This is a genomic window from Deinococcus roseus, assembly GCF_014646895.1.
Lineage (GTDB): Bacteria > Deinococcota > Deinococci > Deinococcales > Deinococcaceae > Deinococcus_C > Deinococcus_C roseus.
This window is the reverse complement of sequence record NZ_BMOD01000004.1, coordinates 71,826-87,201: the sequence shown is the minus strand read 5'-3', so window position 1 is coordinate 87,201 and position 15,376 is coordinate 71,826. Positions and strand designations below refer to the sequence as shown.

Below are 15,376 nucleotides of genomic sequence, written 5' to 3'. Positions count from 1 at the left end.
GTTTCCTGAGGTCGGTTTTCCTCCATTCATTTAAAGGACGTGACATGAGACAGCAGTGACCCTTCCAATTTCAAATTTTGAAAGGAGCTGCCATGTCAATTCATGTGATGACGTTGTCCCATTTTGTGGGACTGAAAAAAGTGCTGGACGCAGTCCAGATGGAAATAGACCCCCACCAGAAAGTTGCTCTGGTTGGAAAAAACGGCAGTGGCAAGAGCACCCTCTTGAAACTCATTGCAGGGGAACTCACCCCGGATGCTGGAACCGTGCAGACCATGGGAAAAGTTGCTGTTGTGCAGCAACTCCCGCCCGACCTGCACATCACCCTCACCGATCACCTGACCCCTCCTGCCCTCAGGCAGGCCAGGGAACACCTGGAAGCAGCAGAAAGCCTGCTGGCTGACCCCACCGAAGAAAACCTCAGTCTGTACGCAAAAGCAGAGGAGGTTTTCCGGGAACTGGGCGGCTGGGATTTCAGCCAGCGCATGGAGCAACTGCTCTCTGAACTGGGGTTGCCAGAACGGCAACTGCTCAGCCAGTTGTCTGGAGGTCAACTCAGGCGGGTGATGCTGGCCAGGGTGATGCTGGAGAACGCAGACATCTACCTGCTGGACGAACCCACCAACCACCTGGACGTGCAGGGCAAGAAAACCCTGGTGCAGTGGATCCGGGACAGTTCTGCCACCATGGTGCTCGCCTCCCATGACCGGGCATTCATGGACCAGGTGGCGACCCGCACCCTGGTGCTGGAAAGGGGCCACCTGACAGCATTTGCCGGAGGTTACTCAAAAGCCATGCAGCAGAAACAGGAACTGGAAACCGCCCAGATGCGAGACCACCAGGCCCAGAGCCGCAAGGTGGACGCCCTGACGCAGGAGGTGCAGGCCCTGAAAAGCTCTGCCCGTTCCAGCAACACCTTCAACCACAAGCGGGCGGGGAATCAGGCGCTGATCATGGCCAAAAACAAGGCCGAGTATGCAGGCAACCAGGCCGACAAACAGGCCAGGGCCATGGAAAGGCGGGTGGAGCGCCTGCGGGAACAGATGCCTGACAAGCCCTACCAGGACCGCCAGCAACTGGTCATTCCAGAATCCCTGCCCACCCAGTACCCCAACGATCTGGTGCGTCTGGAAGGACTGGACACCTTCTGCACCCACAACATCCACCTCACCCTGAAAAAAGGGATGCGGGTGGCCCTGCTGGGAGAGAACGGCAGCGGCAAGAGCACCTTGTTAAAAGCCCTGCAGTCCAGCAACCCTGCGGTTCTGATCGGAAGCCATGTGAAGGTGTATTTCTGTGGTCAACACCACGAGGAGTTGCAACAACACAAGACCATGCTGGACGCACTGCTGTACAGCAACCCAAAACTGAAACTGGCAGAGGTGTACAACATTCTGGGTCACCTGGATCTGCCCAGAGACCCCAGAATGGAAATTGCTGGCCTGTCTGGAGGAGAAAGAACCCGTCTGTCACTGGCCTGCCTGAGCGTCACGGATGCCCACCTGTTGCTGCTGGATGAGCCCACCAACCACCTGGACATTCAGAGCATTGAAGCCCTGGAAGACTTCCTGCTGGCTTTTGGAGGCGGCATGGTTTTTGCCAGCCACGACCAGCGCCTGGTGGAAAAGGTGGCCACCCACACCCTCACTTTGCAAGGCCAGGGGCATGTTCTGGTGGACAGGTGAATTGAAACAAGCAGATGTATAAATGTTCCGATGGGTGGATGTCTTTTGCAGCATTCACCTGCTTTTTTCTGGCTTTTTCCCAAACTTGACCGGAAAAGCATTTCATTTGCTCTGTATAAAAATACAATTTTTTGCTAGACTGTCCAGCCATAGGGAGGGAACATGACCCGAGATGAAGTCACCCAGATGATCCTGAATGCCAAGGCCCGAGAGAACCTCAGCTGGACTGCACTGGCAGAAACCATCGGTCAGAGCAAAGAGTGGAGCACTGCAGCCTTGCTGGGTCAGATGACCCTCACCAAGGAACAGGCCGAAAAGGTGGGTGCAGTGTTGCAACTGCCAGAAGAAGCCATCCAGACCCTGCAAACCGTTCCCTACAGAGGATCGCTGCCCTCTGCTGTGCCCACAGACCCTCTGATCTACCGTTTTTATGAACTGATTCAGGTGTATGGCACCACCATCAAAACCCTGATTCACGAGGAGTTTGGCGATGGCATCATGAGCGCCATTGACTTCTCCATGGACATTTCCAGAGAAGAAGACCCCAGAGGAGACAGGGTCAAAATCGTTCTGAATGGGAAATTTTTGCCTTACAAGATGTACTGATCAGACCCTGATCTGGTAGAACCGGGTGTCCACCTGCATGCGGGGGAAAGCTGCAGGCAGGGCATCTGGTTCAATTTGCACAAAACCATTTTTCTCGTAGAAACGGTGGGCTGCCAGGTATTTTGCAGTGGTTCCCAGAAAAATCTCCGTCAATCCCTGCGTTCTGGCCCAGTCCAGCAACCCATCCAGCAGTTTCTGTGCACTTCCGTGGGGTTTTCCCCGGAAATCAGGATGCACGAACATCTTGCGCAGTGCCCCCTGCTGGTTTCCGATGTCCAGCAAAGCCAGGGTGCCCACCACCTGCCCTTCTGCTGTGGCCACCCAGAAGTTGCCTTTTTGCTGCTGGTAAAAATGGGGAATGTCCAGCAGATCTGGCTGGTCTTCCAGCGTGATGGGAATGCCAAATTCTTCGGTCTGAATGGGCAGGATCAGCTGAACAACCTGCTGGGTGTCTGTGGGTTCAAAAGTTCGAATTTCCATGTCCCAATCTATCCTGCAAAAGTGAGAGCATCAGCGCAGCACCCGATAAAGTTCTGCAGCTTCCACGCCCACCCGTGAACCTTCTGCACGGAACATCTGGATCATGCGGCCTCCGTTGGAGTCCTGCACCCCGTACTGGCTGTGGTGCTCTGCCAGGGCCAGGGTTTTGGTGTCCAGTACATCACTGATGTCCACGGCCACATTGGGCCTGCGGGTCTGGAACAGGTACACCGGAGGGCGGTCCCCGGTCAGGCCTCTCCAGAATGAGAGAAAAAGCCTGGCTGAACCCTGATGGTCTGCATGCAAATAGGGGAGGGAAGGACAATCTGGATCAAAGACAAAAACAGCCTCTGGTTTAACGGTGTTGTAGATCTTTTCCACTTCGGGCAGGAAGCGGGGGTCTTTTGCCACGCCCCGATCTGGCAGACGCAAGAAGTGAATCTGGGTGTACCCATTGATTTTGCCTGCTGCACGCTGTTCCTGCTCCCGGGTTGCAGCAAGGTCCGTGGCGTTGATGTGGTTCGGGCCTTTTTCTCCAGAAGCAGACACCACCACCTGCACATTGGCCCCGGCAACCGCCAGTCTGTGCAGCGTGCCCCCGATGTACCATTCCAGATCATCCGGGTGGGCCACCACAGCCAGCACGGTTTTTTTCTGCAGCAAGGTTTTGCCTTCTGAAAGGGCTTCTTCGGGTGACACCGTCAGAAGGTTGCGAAAAATGAAATACAGCACGCTTCCTATGATGGCCAGCACAGACAGTACAATTCCAAAACGCCTGAGACGTGGAGAAGACTTCATGTTGCATCCCGGCAAAACACATGTGAAATCCAGGGTTTCTTGTGCAGCATGCCGTCACTGTACTGGTTTTTTCACCTGGACTTTGCGCCAGGGATTCCAGTTGGTGGGCTGTGGGGGTTGTGCAACATGTGCTGTGTAAAACACTTTTCTTGCTTTGCAACAAGAATTCTGTGTGATCCCCATGTGTACAGTGGGCAAATGGCTGAAATGCTTCCTGCAGAATCCGCACTTGCCCTCGAACTCACCCGCACTGCACTGAAAGCGATTTCCATCCCCGATGCTGTACAACCCGCCCTGCAGCGCCTGCTGGAACACACGGCTGCTGTGGGAGCTGCCTATTTCCAGCTCAAAGACGACCAGATGTACCATGCCCGCACCGCTGCTGGAGAACTTCCAGAAGGAGAAGCCATGCAGGCCATCCTGATGCATGGTTTGCCGTCCAACCTCCCTTTGCTGCAGGCCCTGCAGGAGGCCACACAGCCCCTGTTTTTTCCTGTCACAGCAGAGGATCCTGTGGCCACAGGTTTTCCACAACTGGGGGTGCAAAGCCTGGCTGCAGCTCCGGTGCGGGATGCCCAGGGACAACTGCAGGGGGCTTTCCTGATGCACACCTTTCAGGAGCACCGCTGGACCGTACAGGAGAAGCAACTGTTTGTGGCGGTCTCGGCCATGATGTCGCTGGTGACGGTGCGCTTCATTGTGGAAGAGAAGCTGCTGGACACCCGTGAAGCTGCGCTGCGTGCCCTGGGCCTGGCCCTGGAGTTCAAAGACGGTGAAACCAGAGGTCACACCGAACGTGTCACACACATGGCTGTCAAACTGGGCACCCTCTTTCAGCTGGAGGCCCAGGACCTGGAAGCCCTGCGCTGGGGGGCTTACCTGCATGATGTGGGCAAGCTGGGCACCCCCGACCATGTGCTGCTCAAAAAAGGCCAGCTGACGGCAGAGGAATGGGCCACCATGCAAAACCATGTGCTGGAAGGAGGCCGTTTTGCAGATGCTCTGGGTTTCCTGCCCCAGTCTTCCCGTCAGGTGGTGCTGGCCCACCATGAGAAATGGAACGGCACAGGTTACCCTGTGGGCCTGAAAGGTGAAGACATTCCCCGCTTTGCCCGGATTTTTGCTGTGTGTGATGTGTACGATGCCCTGATCAGCGAACGGCCTTACAAACGCGCATGGTCCCACCAGGAAGCCATGCAGGAAATCCGCTTCCAGTCTGGCAAGCACTTTGATCCGCAGGTGGTGGACGCCCTCGGGCAATTGATGGCTTTGACAGCTGAGGATGTCACAACAATGGCCCCCCAGATGCACCAGGGTCTGAACTGATCTGTGCTTCTTCGTTTGACCCTTTGGTGTTCCACCTCCCCAATGCCCTCACCAGACGCGAGTACAATGGTCCCGTATGATCAAGCGTCGCAAGACCGTAAATGTCAATGTGGGTGGGGTGTGGGTGGGTTCCGACCACCCGGTGGTGGTGCAGAGCATGACCAACACCGACACTGCAGATGCCGAAGCCACCGCCATTCAGGTGGCCCAGCTTTACAACGCGGGCAGTGAAATTGTTCGCATCACCGTCAACAACAAACAGAGTGCTGCTGCCGTGCCAGAAATCGTGCAGCGCCTCGCAGACATTGGAATCCATGTTCCGCTGGTGGGAGATTTTCATTACAACGGTCACATCCTGCTGCGTGAATTTCCAGAAACGGCAGAATTGCTGGCCAAATACCGCATCAACCCTGGCAATGTGGGAGTGGGAGACCGGCACGACGAGAACTTCGCCACCATGATTGAAGTCGCAAAAGACTTTGACAAACCCGTGCGCATCGGGGTGAACTGGGGCAGCCTGGACCAGAGCGTGCTGGCCCGCATGATGGACGAGAATGTCAAACTTCCAGAGCCCAGGAGTGGCACGGATGTGATGATCGACGCCATGATCGTGTCTGCCCTGGAAAGCGCCCATTATGCAGAAGAACTGGGCCTGAAACGGGAAAAGATCATCCTGTCTGCCAAGGTGTCCAGTGCACCAGAACTCTGGCAGGTGTACCGCCTGCTGGCTGCAAAATGCGACTACCCCCTGCATCTGGGCCTCACCGAAGCCGGGATGGGAGACAAGGGTGTGGTGGCTTCCACTGCGGGCCTGTCGGTGCTGCTGGCAGAAGGCATTGGAGACACCATCCGGGTGTCCATCACGCCAGAACCGGGGGCACCCCGCAAAAAAGAAGTGGAGGTGGCCCAGCAGATCCTGCAAAGCCTCGGACTCCGCCAGTTTTTACCCCAGGTGACGGCCTGCCCTGGTTGTGGACGCACCACCAGCACCCTTTTTCAGGAGATGGCCCGCGACATTCAGGATTACATCCGTGACCGCATGCCCGAATGGAAGAAATCCCTGCCTGGCGTGGAAGCCATGCAGGTGGCCGTGATGGGCTGCATTGTGAACGGCCCCGGAGAGTCCAAACACGCCAACATCGGGATTTCTCTGCCCGGAACTGGAGAGGACCCCCGTGCTCCGGTCTATCAGGATGGCAAACTGCTGACCACCCTGAAAGGCCCCAGGATTGTGCAGGAGTTTCAGGAACTTCTGGAAGCCTACGTGCAAAAGACTTACAGCCCGGTTGTGTCCTGATCGAATTTCACCTTTAAGACCCTGCCTGAAAACAAGGCAGGGTCTTTTGTTGGACGGTCTGTGCTCAGCCGCCGAGACCTGCCTCTTCAAAAGCAGTTCTGGTGGCCTGTTCCACGGCATCCCAGTTGCCTTGTGCAATGGCTTCTTTTGGGAACAGGTTGGAGCCCACACCCACAGCGATGGCTCCAGCATCCAGGTAATCTTTGACTTCCTTTGGTCCCACACTGCCCGTCACCATGGCCTGCAGGTCCGGGAAAGGACCCAGCAGGTCTTTCAGGTAAGCTGCTCCTCCACTGGACCCGATGGGGAAGATCTTGAGCAGTTCGGCTTTCAGGCAATGGGCACGGTGAATTTCGGTGGGGGTGAGGACACCAGGAAGGTAAGGGATGCCCAGCAGGTGGGCGGTTTCCAGCACATCTTCTCCCAGATGGGGGCTGACCAGAAAGTGAGCCCCGGCTTCCAGGGCAAGTGCTGCCTGTTCTGGTGTGGTGACGGTGCCTGCACCCAGCAGCACCCCCTCGGGAAGCTGTGAACGCAGTTTTTCAATGGCATGGGGGGCATCTGGCGTGGTGAAAGTCAGTTCAATGGCTTTCAGGCCCCCCCGAATGGCAGCCAGTGAAGCTTGCACTGCCGCTTCTGCTGTGGGGGCACGCAGTACGCCCACCATTTTTGCAGCCCGCAGCTGTGTTTTCAGTGTGGTTGCATCAAACATGAAGTTCCTCCTGGGTGTGCCGGGGCAGGTTTGAAATCTTGATCCAATATGAGGCTGCTGTCATTTTACAGCCTGGATCCGTACCCTGAAGCAAGAAAAACCCCGAATGTTCGGGGAGGAGGAAAGCTCAATGTTTTTCGGTGCGGTCTGAAGCACTTTGCAGCCAGACCCTCAGGGGTTGTTCGTGGTCGGGAATGGGTTTTTCAAAACGCTCCAGCAAAAGGTTGCCCAGAGGCAAAAGCACAAAAAGCAACACCAGATATTCCATAACTCAGTTGTGCACGATTTGCATGAGATGCCTGTCAGGAAAAAGATGAAAGCCATCTGGTCTGGCTGAAGGGGTTTGCAGTGGGCCTGTGAGGGTCCTGAAATCCAATCTGAAATCAGCTGCTGACGGTTTCCTGTCTGGCTTGCACAATCTGCACCATTCGGTCGATGGCCTGATCCAGAATCTGACGGCTGGTGGCGAAATTGATGCGCGCATACCCCCAGAAGTCCTTGCCAAAGCTGGAACCCTCATTCAGGGCCAGACCGCCTTGCAGCAGTACTTTTTGTGCTTCAGGAGCAAAGCTGTAATTCCTGAAATTCAGCAACTGGGTGTAAGTGGCTTCCAGTGGAGCAAACTGCACCTCAGGCAATTCTTTTTGCAATCGTGCCGCCAGATGGTCCCGGTTGGCCTGCAGGTAAGCCAGCACCTCTTTTTCCCACACTTCAGCCTGGGTGTAGGCCGCAAGTGCAGCTGCACTGGACAGCACATTGGGTTCAGGAAGGGTGCCCAGCAGCACTTGCTTGAATTTGTCCAGCAGCGCAGGGTTTTTGCAGATCACAAAACCCAGACCCAGACCGGCCAGATTGAAGGTTTTTCCCGGTCCATACAGCGTGAAGGTGCGCTGCTCCAGTTCAGGACTCAGGCTGGCAAAAACGGTGTGCTGGTGTCCATAATTCACATCGGCATGAAGTTCATCAGAGATCACCAGCAGGTCATGATTCAGGACAAATTCTGCCAGTTTTTCCAGTTCCAGTCTGGAAAACACCCTTCCGGTGGGGTTCTGCGGATTGCACAGCATCAAAACACGGGTCTGGGGGGTCACCAGCGATTCCAGTTGCTCAAAATCCAGTTCCCAGCCTGCAGGAGAAAACAGCATGGGGCTCTCCAGTGCAACGCGCCCGGTTTCCCGGATCCCGATCAGAAACCGGTGGTACACCGGGGTCTGGGTGATCACGCCCTCTCCGGGTTCACTGAGGGCCGCAATGCAGGTGTGCAGGGCGCGTCCCAGGCTGGGCACGGTCAGGACATCCCGGGCAGAGATGTCCCAGTCAAAACGGGATTTCAGACGCTCCTGCAGTGCAAGCAGCACCTGGGGATCTCCTCCATGCTGGGGATACCCCACAAAACCTGCTGCCCGTTCCTGAATGGCCTGTTGAATTTCTCTGGCAATGGGAAAATCCATGTCTGCCACCCACAGGGGCAACACACTTTCTGGATGGGTTTGCCATTTGGATCCGGGATATGTTCTGCAATCTGCTGTGGTGATGGCATCGAAAATCTCTTTCATTGCAGCAGTATAACGCCAGAAAAACCCTATAGATGCTTGTGCAGCAACAGGATTTTTTGCCCTTGCCTTGCCCTTTGGCCAAACCCCTAAAATGTAACCAATGAAGCTTTCCCATCTGCTGGATTTGAACCTTTTTCGCTTCAGGCCGGTCACCCGGGTGTCGCTGGAACAGGAGGTCCGCTGGGTGGCGGTGATTGACATTCCCAATGCCTGGGATTGGATTCAGGAGGGGCAACTGCTTTTGACCACCGGGTACACCTGGCCGCATGACCCGGAGGAATTGCGGCCTTTCATCCGGCGGATTGCGGAAAGAAAACCCGTGGGCATTGCGCTGGCTGTCCCGCATTTTTTTGAGCATTTCCCGGAAGTGGCCAGAGAAGAAGCCCAGGCTTGCGGTCTGGCTGCCTTTGAGCTTCCCTGGGAAATCCCTTTTGGGGTGCTGACCGAGGCCATCCACAAAGAGCTTCTGAGGGAGCATTATGCTTTGCTGGAGCGTTCTGAACAGATTCATAGGGCTTTGACCCAGGCGGTGTCCACGCTGGCCGGGTTTACAGAACTGGCACGGGTGCTGTCCGAACTGCTGGACCGGGAAGTGCTTTTTGTGGGCGCAGGTGGGGAAGTGCTGGGTGCCTTTCCAAGGCATCAGGGATTTCAGGTGCCAGAGATGGCCTTCAGCCTGAAAGGGGCTGCTCTGGAAAAAGACAGTGTGGTGGCCCCCATCCGGGTGGGAGACCAGCGTTCAGGCTGGGTGGTGGTGCGTGGGGGGCAGGGTTCACTGTCTGAACTGGATGTGCGGGCAGCAGAGCACGCTTCGGTGGTGGCCGCGTTGCAGATCGTGCATGAACGTGCCCTCAGTTTGCAGGAAGCCCGTCTGGGTTACGCTTTTTTTGAATCCCTGCTGGACGCTTCAGAAAGCATGTCCGTGCAGGTGGTGGAACGGGCAGCCCGTCTGGGGTTCAAAAAAGACCTGAAATTCCGTCTGGGTGCCTTGCAGCTTCACACTGCAGTCCCGCTGTCTGAAGCGGCTTTCAAGTCCAGAGAGGTGCTGGCTGCAGACCTGAGGGATGTGCTCAAAAGCTGTGCTGCACCGCAGCTTCTCAGTTTGCAGCAGAACCATGTGGTGTTCGTGTTGCCCGAAGATCAGCCTCCAGAGCAGCTCTGGACCAGACTGCAACGGACAGGAACCAGTGTTGCGTTTTCCAGGGTGCATCAGGGACTCTCTGAGGTGGGTCTGGCCTATCAGGACCTGCAAATCATGCTGCCTTACCTGAAAGAGGGCCAGTTGCACCAGTATGCTGATCTGCTGATTCCTCGTGTGCTGGGAGGGGACCGGGCCGCCAGAGCGGCTTTTCTGGAGGACCTTTTCGCTGCCCTTCCAAAAGAAGACCTGAAAAACACCCTGCTGGCTTTTGTGCGTGAGGGGTTTCACCTCAAGAAAACAGCGGCCACCCTGCAGGTTCACATCAACACCCTCAGGTACCGTCTGGAACGGATTCAGGAAGCCACAGGCTGGGACCTCGAAGACGTGCAGCTGCGTTTCCGGTTGCAACTGGCTGCGCACCTTTTGTATGAAACCTCCAAAAAACCCTGAAATTTTTGTGCTCAAAACACATGGTTTGTAACCATCTAGACAGGTAGTTTAAATGTCATACAAGCTACATTGGAGGTTCCTTTGTGACCCGAGCCGAATCGCGAACCCAGCACCTCTTGGACCTGAGAACCCAGCACATCCCCAGAGGGGTCAGCAACGCCCATCCCATTTTTGCTGCCCGTGCAGAAGGGGCAAAACTCTGGGATGTGGACGGCAAGGAATACCTGGATTTTGTGGGAGGCATCGGGGTGCAGAATGTGGGGCACAGCCATCCCAGGGTGGTTCAGGCCGTGCAGGCACAACTGGAGCGCTACTCGCACACCTGCTTTCAGGTGGCCATGTACGAGCCTTACATCAAACTGGCTGAAAGGCTCAATGCCCTGGCCCCCGGAGACTTCCAGAAGAAAACCATCTTCCTGACCACAGGGGCAGAGGCTGTGGAAAACGCTGTGAAGATCGCCAGATCCTACACGGGCAGACCGGCCATCATCAGCCTGACCAGCTCTTTTCACGGGCGCACCCTGCTGGGCATGAGCCTGACCGGGAAAGCCGCCTACTACAAGCAGAATTTCGGGCCTTATGCACCAGAGGTCTACCATGCTCCGGTGCCCCACGCTTACCGCGGCTGGGATGCCGAAAAAGCACTGGAAGCCTTGAAAGAGCTGTTCCAGACCACCATTGATCCCAGTCGGATTGCAGCCATCCTCTTTGAACCGGTGCTGGGAGAAGGGGGTTTCATTCCCATTCCAGAAACCTACCTGCAAGGGCTTCGCAAACTGGCCGACCAGTACGGTTTCTTGCTCATTGCAGATGAGGTGCAGACCGGGTTTGGACGCACCGGGAAGATGTTTGCCATGGAGCATTCCAGCGTGGTTCCTGACCTGATCACCGTGGCCAAGAGTCTCGCAGGAGGTTTGCCCCTCTCGGGCGTGATTGGCCGTGCAGAGGTGATGGACGCGCCTGCTCCCGGAGGACTGGGCGGAACTTACGCCGGAAACCCTCTGGCCTGTGCTGCAGGTCTGGCGGTGCTGGACATTCTGGAAGAAGACGGGCTTTCCCAGGCCGCTGCGCTGGGTTCCCTGATTCAGGAAGAATTTCACAGGCTGGCTGAAAAACACGCTTTCATTGGAGAGGTGCGTGGGATTGGGGCCATGATGGCCCTGGAAATCGTGCAAAATAGAGAGCGTCGCACCCCCGACGCGGCCCTCACCCAGCGCATTGTTGAGATTGCGCGTGAAAAGGGCCTCTTGCTTCTGAAGGCTGGAATGCACGGATCGGTGATCCGGGTTCTGGTGCCTGTGACTGCAAATTTATCCGATGTACAGCGTGGTTTAAACCTTCTCGATGAAGCCATGATGGCGGCCAGTGGGGTGATATGAGCGTACAGGGACTCAGATTGCAGGACATCAACAAATCCTTTGCAGGTGTCGAAGCCCTTGGGAACATCAATCTGGACATCCAATCGGGAGAGTTTTTCACGCTGCTGGGGCCTTCAGGGTGTGGCAAGACCACCTTGCTGAGGATCATTGCGGGTTTTGAGATTCCAGACAGAGGGCAAGTTTTGCTGCACGGTCAGGACATCTCCCAGAAAAGCGCCATGCAGCGGCCTGTCAACACGGTGTTTCAGTCCTACGCGCTTTTCCCGCACCTGAACGTCTATGAGAATGTGGCTTTCGGGCTGCGCAGCAAGCGGGTCTCTGGCCCAGAGGTGGACAGAAGGGTCAAGAACGCCCTGGAAATGCTGCGCCTGACAGAGTTTGCCCAGAGGCATTCCCACCAGATGTCCGGGGGGCAACAGCAGCGTGTGGCCCTGGCCCGTGCCCTGGTCAACGAGCCCGAAGTCCTGTTGCTGGATGAGCCTTTGAGTGCACTGGATGCCAAACTGCGCACAGAAGTGCAGGTGGAACTGCGCCGCCTGCAACACCAACTGGGAACCACCTTCATTCTGGTCACCCACGACCAGGACGAGGCCATGAGCGTGTCAGACCGCATTGCTGTGATGCGCAGAGGGGCTGTGGAACAGGTCGGGGTGCCCAGAGAGGTGTACGCCACCCCAAAAAGCCGCTTTGTGGCAGAGTTTCTGGGTCTGGCCAATGTGATTCAGGCCAAAATCGAACAGAAAACGGCCACCACTGCCTTTGGACGCCTGCAACTGGACAGCATTCCCGCCTGGAAAGACGGCATGCTGGTGATCCGCCCGGAACGGGTGCAGCTCTGTGAAGATCCGCCCCTGGTTAACACTTTCCCGTCTAAAGTGCGGGATGTGGTGTACCGGGGGTCTTACCTTGAGGTGTGGCTGGACCGGGAAGACCTGCGGGTCCGCACCCCTCCCCACCAGCACCTGAGTGTGGGGCAGGACATTTACGTGCACTTTCCAGCAGAGGCCCTGGTTCCGCTGGAGGTGACCTCATGAAAAACGTGCTGGTCTGGTACGGCGAACTCACCTCTGCGGGCAGCCTGCGCCGGAGAGGCATGGTGTTTTTGCTCCCGGCGCTTTTGTGGCTGCTGGGTTTTCTGGTGTTGCCCGGACTGGTCCTGATTGTGGTCAGCTTTGCAGAACGCGGCACCTACGGAGACATCGTCTGGAACTTCAGTCCCGAAAACTACAAGCGGGCACTGGGCTTCGGGCTGTTTGGCTGGAGCCCGGATTACCTTTTGATCCTCTGGCGCTCTGTGCTGGTGGCTGGGGTGACCAGCCTGTGCTCTGTGCTGCTGGCCTACCCACTGGCTTTTTTCATTGCCACCCGTCCTGAACGCACCCGTTACCTGTGGCTGACCCTGGTGATCATTCCGTTCTGGACCAACCTGGTGATCCGCACCTACGCATGGTTTCTGCTGCTGGCCCCAGAATCTCCTTTTGTGAAGCTGCTGGCTGCCCTGCATCTGGTCACCCCTGGAGATGCCCTTTACCCCAGCGCCTTTGCGGTGTATCTGGGGATGGTTTCGGCTTTCCTGCCTTTCGTGGTTTTGCCGCTTTACAGCAGTGTGGAGCGCCTCAACTGGAATCTGGTGGAGGCTGCACAGGATTTGTACGCCCACCCGGTGCGGGTGTTCATGCAGGGCATCCTGCCCCAGACCCTCCCTGGCCTGACCGTGGGCGTGATCCTCACCTTCATTCCTGCGATGGGCATGTTCGTGGTGCCTGACCTGCTGGGAGGCGCAAAATACCTGCTGGTGGGCAACCTGATCCAGCAACAATTCGGGGCCAGTCGGGACTGGCCGTTTGCTGCAGCCATCGCACTGGGTCTGATGCTGCTGACCCTGGTGGCTTTAAGGATTTACCGCACCCGCGCCACCGAGGTGGACCTCGTATGAGACGGCATCTGGTGTCTGGCATTGCCCTGGCAACCCTGGCCTTCCTGTACCTCCCCATGCTGGCGGTGGGCATCTACTCGGTGAACCGGGCCAAATACGGCATGGTCTGGCAGGGTTTCACGCTGGACTGGTACAGCAAACTGCTGCAAAACCAGGACATCATGGAAGCGGCCAGAAACACCCTCTTTCTGGCCGTGGTCTCCACCCTGATCGCCACGGTGCTCGGGACCATGCTGGCGATTGCCCTGGAGCGCTACCCCTGGGGAAAACGGGCACAGAATTTTTTCAGCACGGTGCTTTACCTGCCCGTGGTCACCCCGGACATCATTCTTGCAGCCTCTCTGGTGGTGGGGTTCAGTCTGGTGCGGGCGGCATTCAGCGGATTTGAGCTGGGCATGCCCTCCATGATCATCGGGCACGTCACCTTTCAGGTGGCTTTTGTGACGCTGGTGGTGCAGGGCCGCATGAAGGTGTTCTCTCGCGACCTCGAAGAGGCGGCCCGCGATCTGTATGCCAGCAACGCCGATGTGCTCAGAAGGGTGCTGCTCCCCCTGCTGGCTCCTGGCATCGTGTCCGGGGCCATGCTGGCCTTCACCCTCTCGCTGGACGATTTTGTGATCAGTTTCTTCACGGCTGGACCCACCAGCACCACGTTGCCCCTTTTCATTTACGCCTCGGTGCGCAGGGGGGTCACCCCCGAAATTCACGCCCTTTCCACCCTGGTTTTTCTGGTCACGGTCATTCTGGTGCTCTTCGCAGAGCGTCTTTCAAGGAGGAAGTCACAATGAAAAAGCTCAACACATGGATGATTGGCCTTGCCCTGGTCTCTGGTTTTGCCTCTGCAGCCGGGAAAGAACTCCACATCTACAACTGGTCTGAATACATCGACCCCCAGATCCTGAAAGACTTTGAGAAGAAAACCGGCATCAAGGTGCGCCTGGACCTCTACGAATCCAACGAGGAAATGGTGGCAAAACTGCAGGCCGGAGGGGTCAGCCAGTACGACGTGATCGTGCCCTCCAACTTCATTGTGCCCACCCTGATCAACCTCAAGCTGGTGCAGCCTCTGGACCTCAAGAAGATCCCCAACATCAAAAATCTGGACCCCAAATTCAAGAAACTGCCCTTTGATCCCAACAACAAATACTCGGTGGCCTACCAGTGGGGCACCATCGGACTGGTCTACAACAAGGACATCATCAAGACCCCTCCAACAAGCTGGGCCGTGCTTTTTGACCCCAAACAGGCCACCAAAAAATTCGTGATGTTCGACTCGATCCGGGAAATGATGTCCATTGCCCTGGGCTATCAGGGTGTGGATATCAACACCGTGGATCCTGCCAAGGTCAAAGCTGCGGGAAAACTGCTGCTGGACACCAAGAAAAACCCCAACTTCCTGGGTTTTGATGCCAACGTGATCGGCAAGAACAAGGTGCTGGCCGGAACGGTGGCCATGGCCGTGGCCTACAACGGAGACGCTGCCCGCGCCATGACCGAAAGCCCCAAAGTCGGGTTTGCCCTGCCCAAAGAAGGCGGAAGCATCTGGGTGGACTCCCTGATGGTCCCGGCCAAAGCCCCCAACAAGGACGCTGCCATGCAGTTCATCAACTATTTGCTGGACGCCAAAGTTGGAGCGCAGCTTTCCAACTTCATCCAGTACGCCACCCCCAACAAGGCCTCTCTGCCTTACATCAATCCCAAAGACCGCAAGAATTCGGCCATTTATCCCTCGGATGCAGAAATCAAGAACCTCAAATACATCATTGACCTGGGCAAAGACAACAGGCTCTATGACGAGGTCTGGACCGAAGTGAAGTCGCGGTGATGACGCCGCTTACGGCTTGCATTCCGCCTCCAGGATGCGTTGAAGGTCACTGAAGGAAAGCGTCAGTGCCGAGGGCCCAGAGCCGAGGGCCGAGGGCATGGAAGCTTTCGCTTTTGCAACTTATGAATCCGTAGGTCCTGGGAGAGAGCTGTGTTGTTGCTCTCGGCCCTCGGCCCTCGGCCCTC

General features: G+C 56.6%; 15 protein-coding genes. 10 read left to right on the top strand and 5 right to left on the bottom strand.

The genetic code is table 11. The annotated features are described in order from the left end of the window. The first annotated feature begins 92 nt into the window (after positions 1-92). Positions 93-1,685, top strand: a complete 1,593-nt coding sequence (locus IEY52_RS07560; RefSeq protein ID WP_189001964.1) for an ABC-F family ATP-binding cassette domain-containing protein — start codon at positions 93-95, stop codon at positions 1,683-1,685. A gap of 162 nt (positions 1,686-1,847) precedes the next feature. Continuing rightward, the gene (cynS, locus tag IEY52_RS07555) at positions 1,848-2,291 is read left to right on the top strand and encodes a cyanase (RefSeq protein ID WP_189001962.1); all 444 of its coding nucleotides are present in this window, start codon (positions 1,848-1,850) and stop codon (positions 2,289-2,291) included. Here cynS and IEY52_RS07550 read toward each other — a convergent pair whose 3' ends face one another. Continuing rightward, on the bottom strand, positions 2,292-2,771 hold the full coding sequence (locus IEY52_RS07550; protein WP_189001961.1) for a GNAT family N-acetyltransferase: 480 nt from the start codon (positions 2,769-2,771) through the stop codon (positions 2,292-2,294). A gap of 30 nt (positions 2,772-2,801) precedes the next feature. Further along, the gene (locus IEY52_RS07545; RefSeq protein WP_189001958.1) at positions 2,802-3,569 is read right to left on the bottom strand and encodes a PIG-L deacetylase family protein; all 768 of its coding nucleotides are present in this window, start codon (positions 3,567-3,569) and stop codon (positions 2,802-2,804) included. Positions 3,570-3,767: 198 nt separating this feature from the next. Between IEY52_RS07545 and IEY52_RS07540 the strand changes: the two genes are divergently transcribed. After that, positions 3,768-4,895, top strand: coding sequence for an HD-GYP domain-containing protein (locus IEY52_RS07540; RefSeq protein WP_189001956.1), 1,128 nt, complete (start codon positions 3,768-3,770; stop codon positions 4,893-4,895). A gap of 76 nt (positions 4,896-4,971) precedes the next feature. Further along, positions 4,972-6,192 (top strand): flavodoxin-dependent (E)-4-hydroxy-3-methylbut-2-enyl-diphosphate synthase, encoded by a 1,221-nt coding sequence (gene ispG, locus IEY52_RS07535; RefSeq protein ID WP_189001954.1) that lies wholly within the window; start codon positions 4,972-4,974, stop codon positions 6,190-6,192. A 64-nt stretch (positions 6,193-6,256) separates the two neighbouring features. Here the strand turns inward: ispG and IEY52_RS07530 are convergent, their stop codons facing one another. From IEY52_RS07530 to IEY52_RS07520, 3 genes are all read right to left on the bottom strand, one after another. After that, the gene (locus IEY52_RS07530; protein ID WP_189001952.1) at positions 6,257-6,904 is read right to left on the bottom strand and encodes a bifunctional 4-hydroxy-2-oxoglutarate aldolase/2-dehydro-3-deoxy-phosphogluconate aldolase; all 648 of its coding nucleotides are present in this window, start codon (positions 6,902-6,904) and stop codon (positions 6,257-6,259) included. Positions 6,905-7,031: 127 nt separating this feature from the next. Further along, the gene (locus IEY52_RS07525) at positions 7,032-7,172 is read right to left on the bottom strand and encodes a hypothetical protein (protein ID WP_189001949.1); all 141 of its coding nucleotides are present in this window, start codon (positions 7,170-7,172) and stop codon (positions 7,032-7,034) included. A gap of 115 nt (positions 7,173-7,287) precedes the next feature. Continuing rightward, a complete protein-coding gene (locus IEY52_RS07520) occupies positions 7,288-8,460 on the bottom strand; it encodes a MalY/PatB family protein (protein WP_189001947.1) in 1,173 nt (390 codons plus the stop codon). Between the two features lie 100 nt (positions 8,461-8,560). Here IEY52_RS07520 and IEY52_RS07515 point away from each other — a divergent pair, with 100 nt between their 5' ends. The 6 genes from IEY52_RS07515 (at position 8,561) to IEY52_RS07490 (ending at position 15,191) form a co-directional block, all read left to right on the top strand. Continuing rightward, positions 8,561-10,051, top strand: coding sequence for a PucR family transcriptional regulator (locus IEY52_RS07515; RefSeq protein WP_189001945.1), 1,491 nt, complete (start codon positions 8,561-8,563; stop codon positions 10,049-10,051). Positions 10,052-10,134: 83 nt separating this feature from the next. Next, complete coding sequence (gene gabT, locus IEY52_RS07510; RefSeq protein WP_189001943.1) at positions 10,135-11,430, top strand: 4-aminobutyrate--2-oxoglutarate transaminase; 1,296 nt, start codon at positions 10,135-10,137, stop codon at positions 11,428-11,430. Continuing rightward, entirely contained in the window at positions 11,427-12,464 is a 1,038-nt protein-coding gene (locus tag IEY52_RS07505; RefSeq protein WP_189001941.1) for an ABC transporter ATP-binding protein, read from the top strand. The genes gabT and IEY52_RS07505 overlap by 4 nt, the downstream gene beginning before the upstream one ends. Then, on the top strand, positions 12,461-13,366 hold the full coding sequence (locus IEY52_RS07500; RefSeq protein WP_189001940.1) for an ABC transporter permease: 906 nt from the start codon (positions 12,461-12,463) through the stop codon (positions 13,364-13,366). The genes IEY52_RS07505 and IEY52_RS07500 overlap by 4 nt, the downstream gene beginning before the upstream one ends. Further along, a complete protein-coding gene (locus IEY52_RS07495; protein ID WP_189001939.1) occupies positions 13,363-14,154 on the top strand; it encodes an ABC transporter permease in 792 nt (263 codons plus the stop codon). The genes IEY52_RS07500 and IEY52_RS07495 overlap by 4 nt, the downstream gene beginning before the upstream one ends. Then, entirely contained in the window at positions 14,151-15,191 is a 1,041-nt protein-coding gene (locus IEY52_RS07490; protein ID WP_189001938.1) for a polyamine ABC transporter substrate-binding protein, read from the top strand. Before IEY52_RS07495 ends, IEY52_RS07490 begins: the two co-directional genes overlap by 4 nt. The last annotated feature ends 185 nt before the right edge of the window (positions 15,192-15,376 follow it).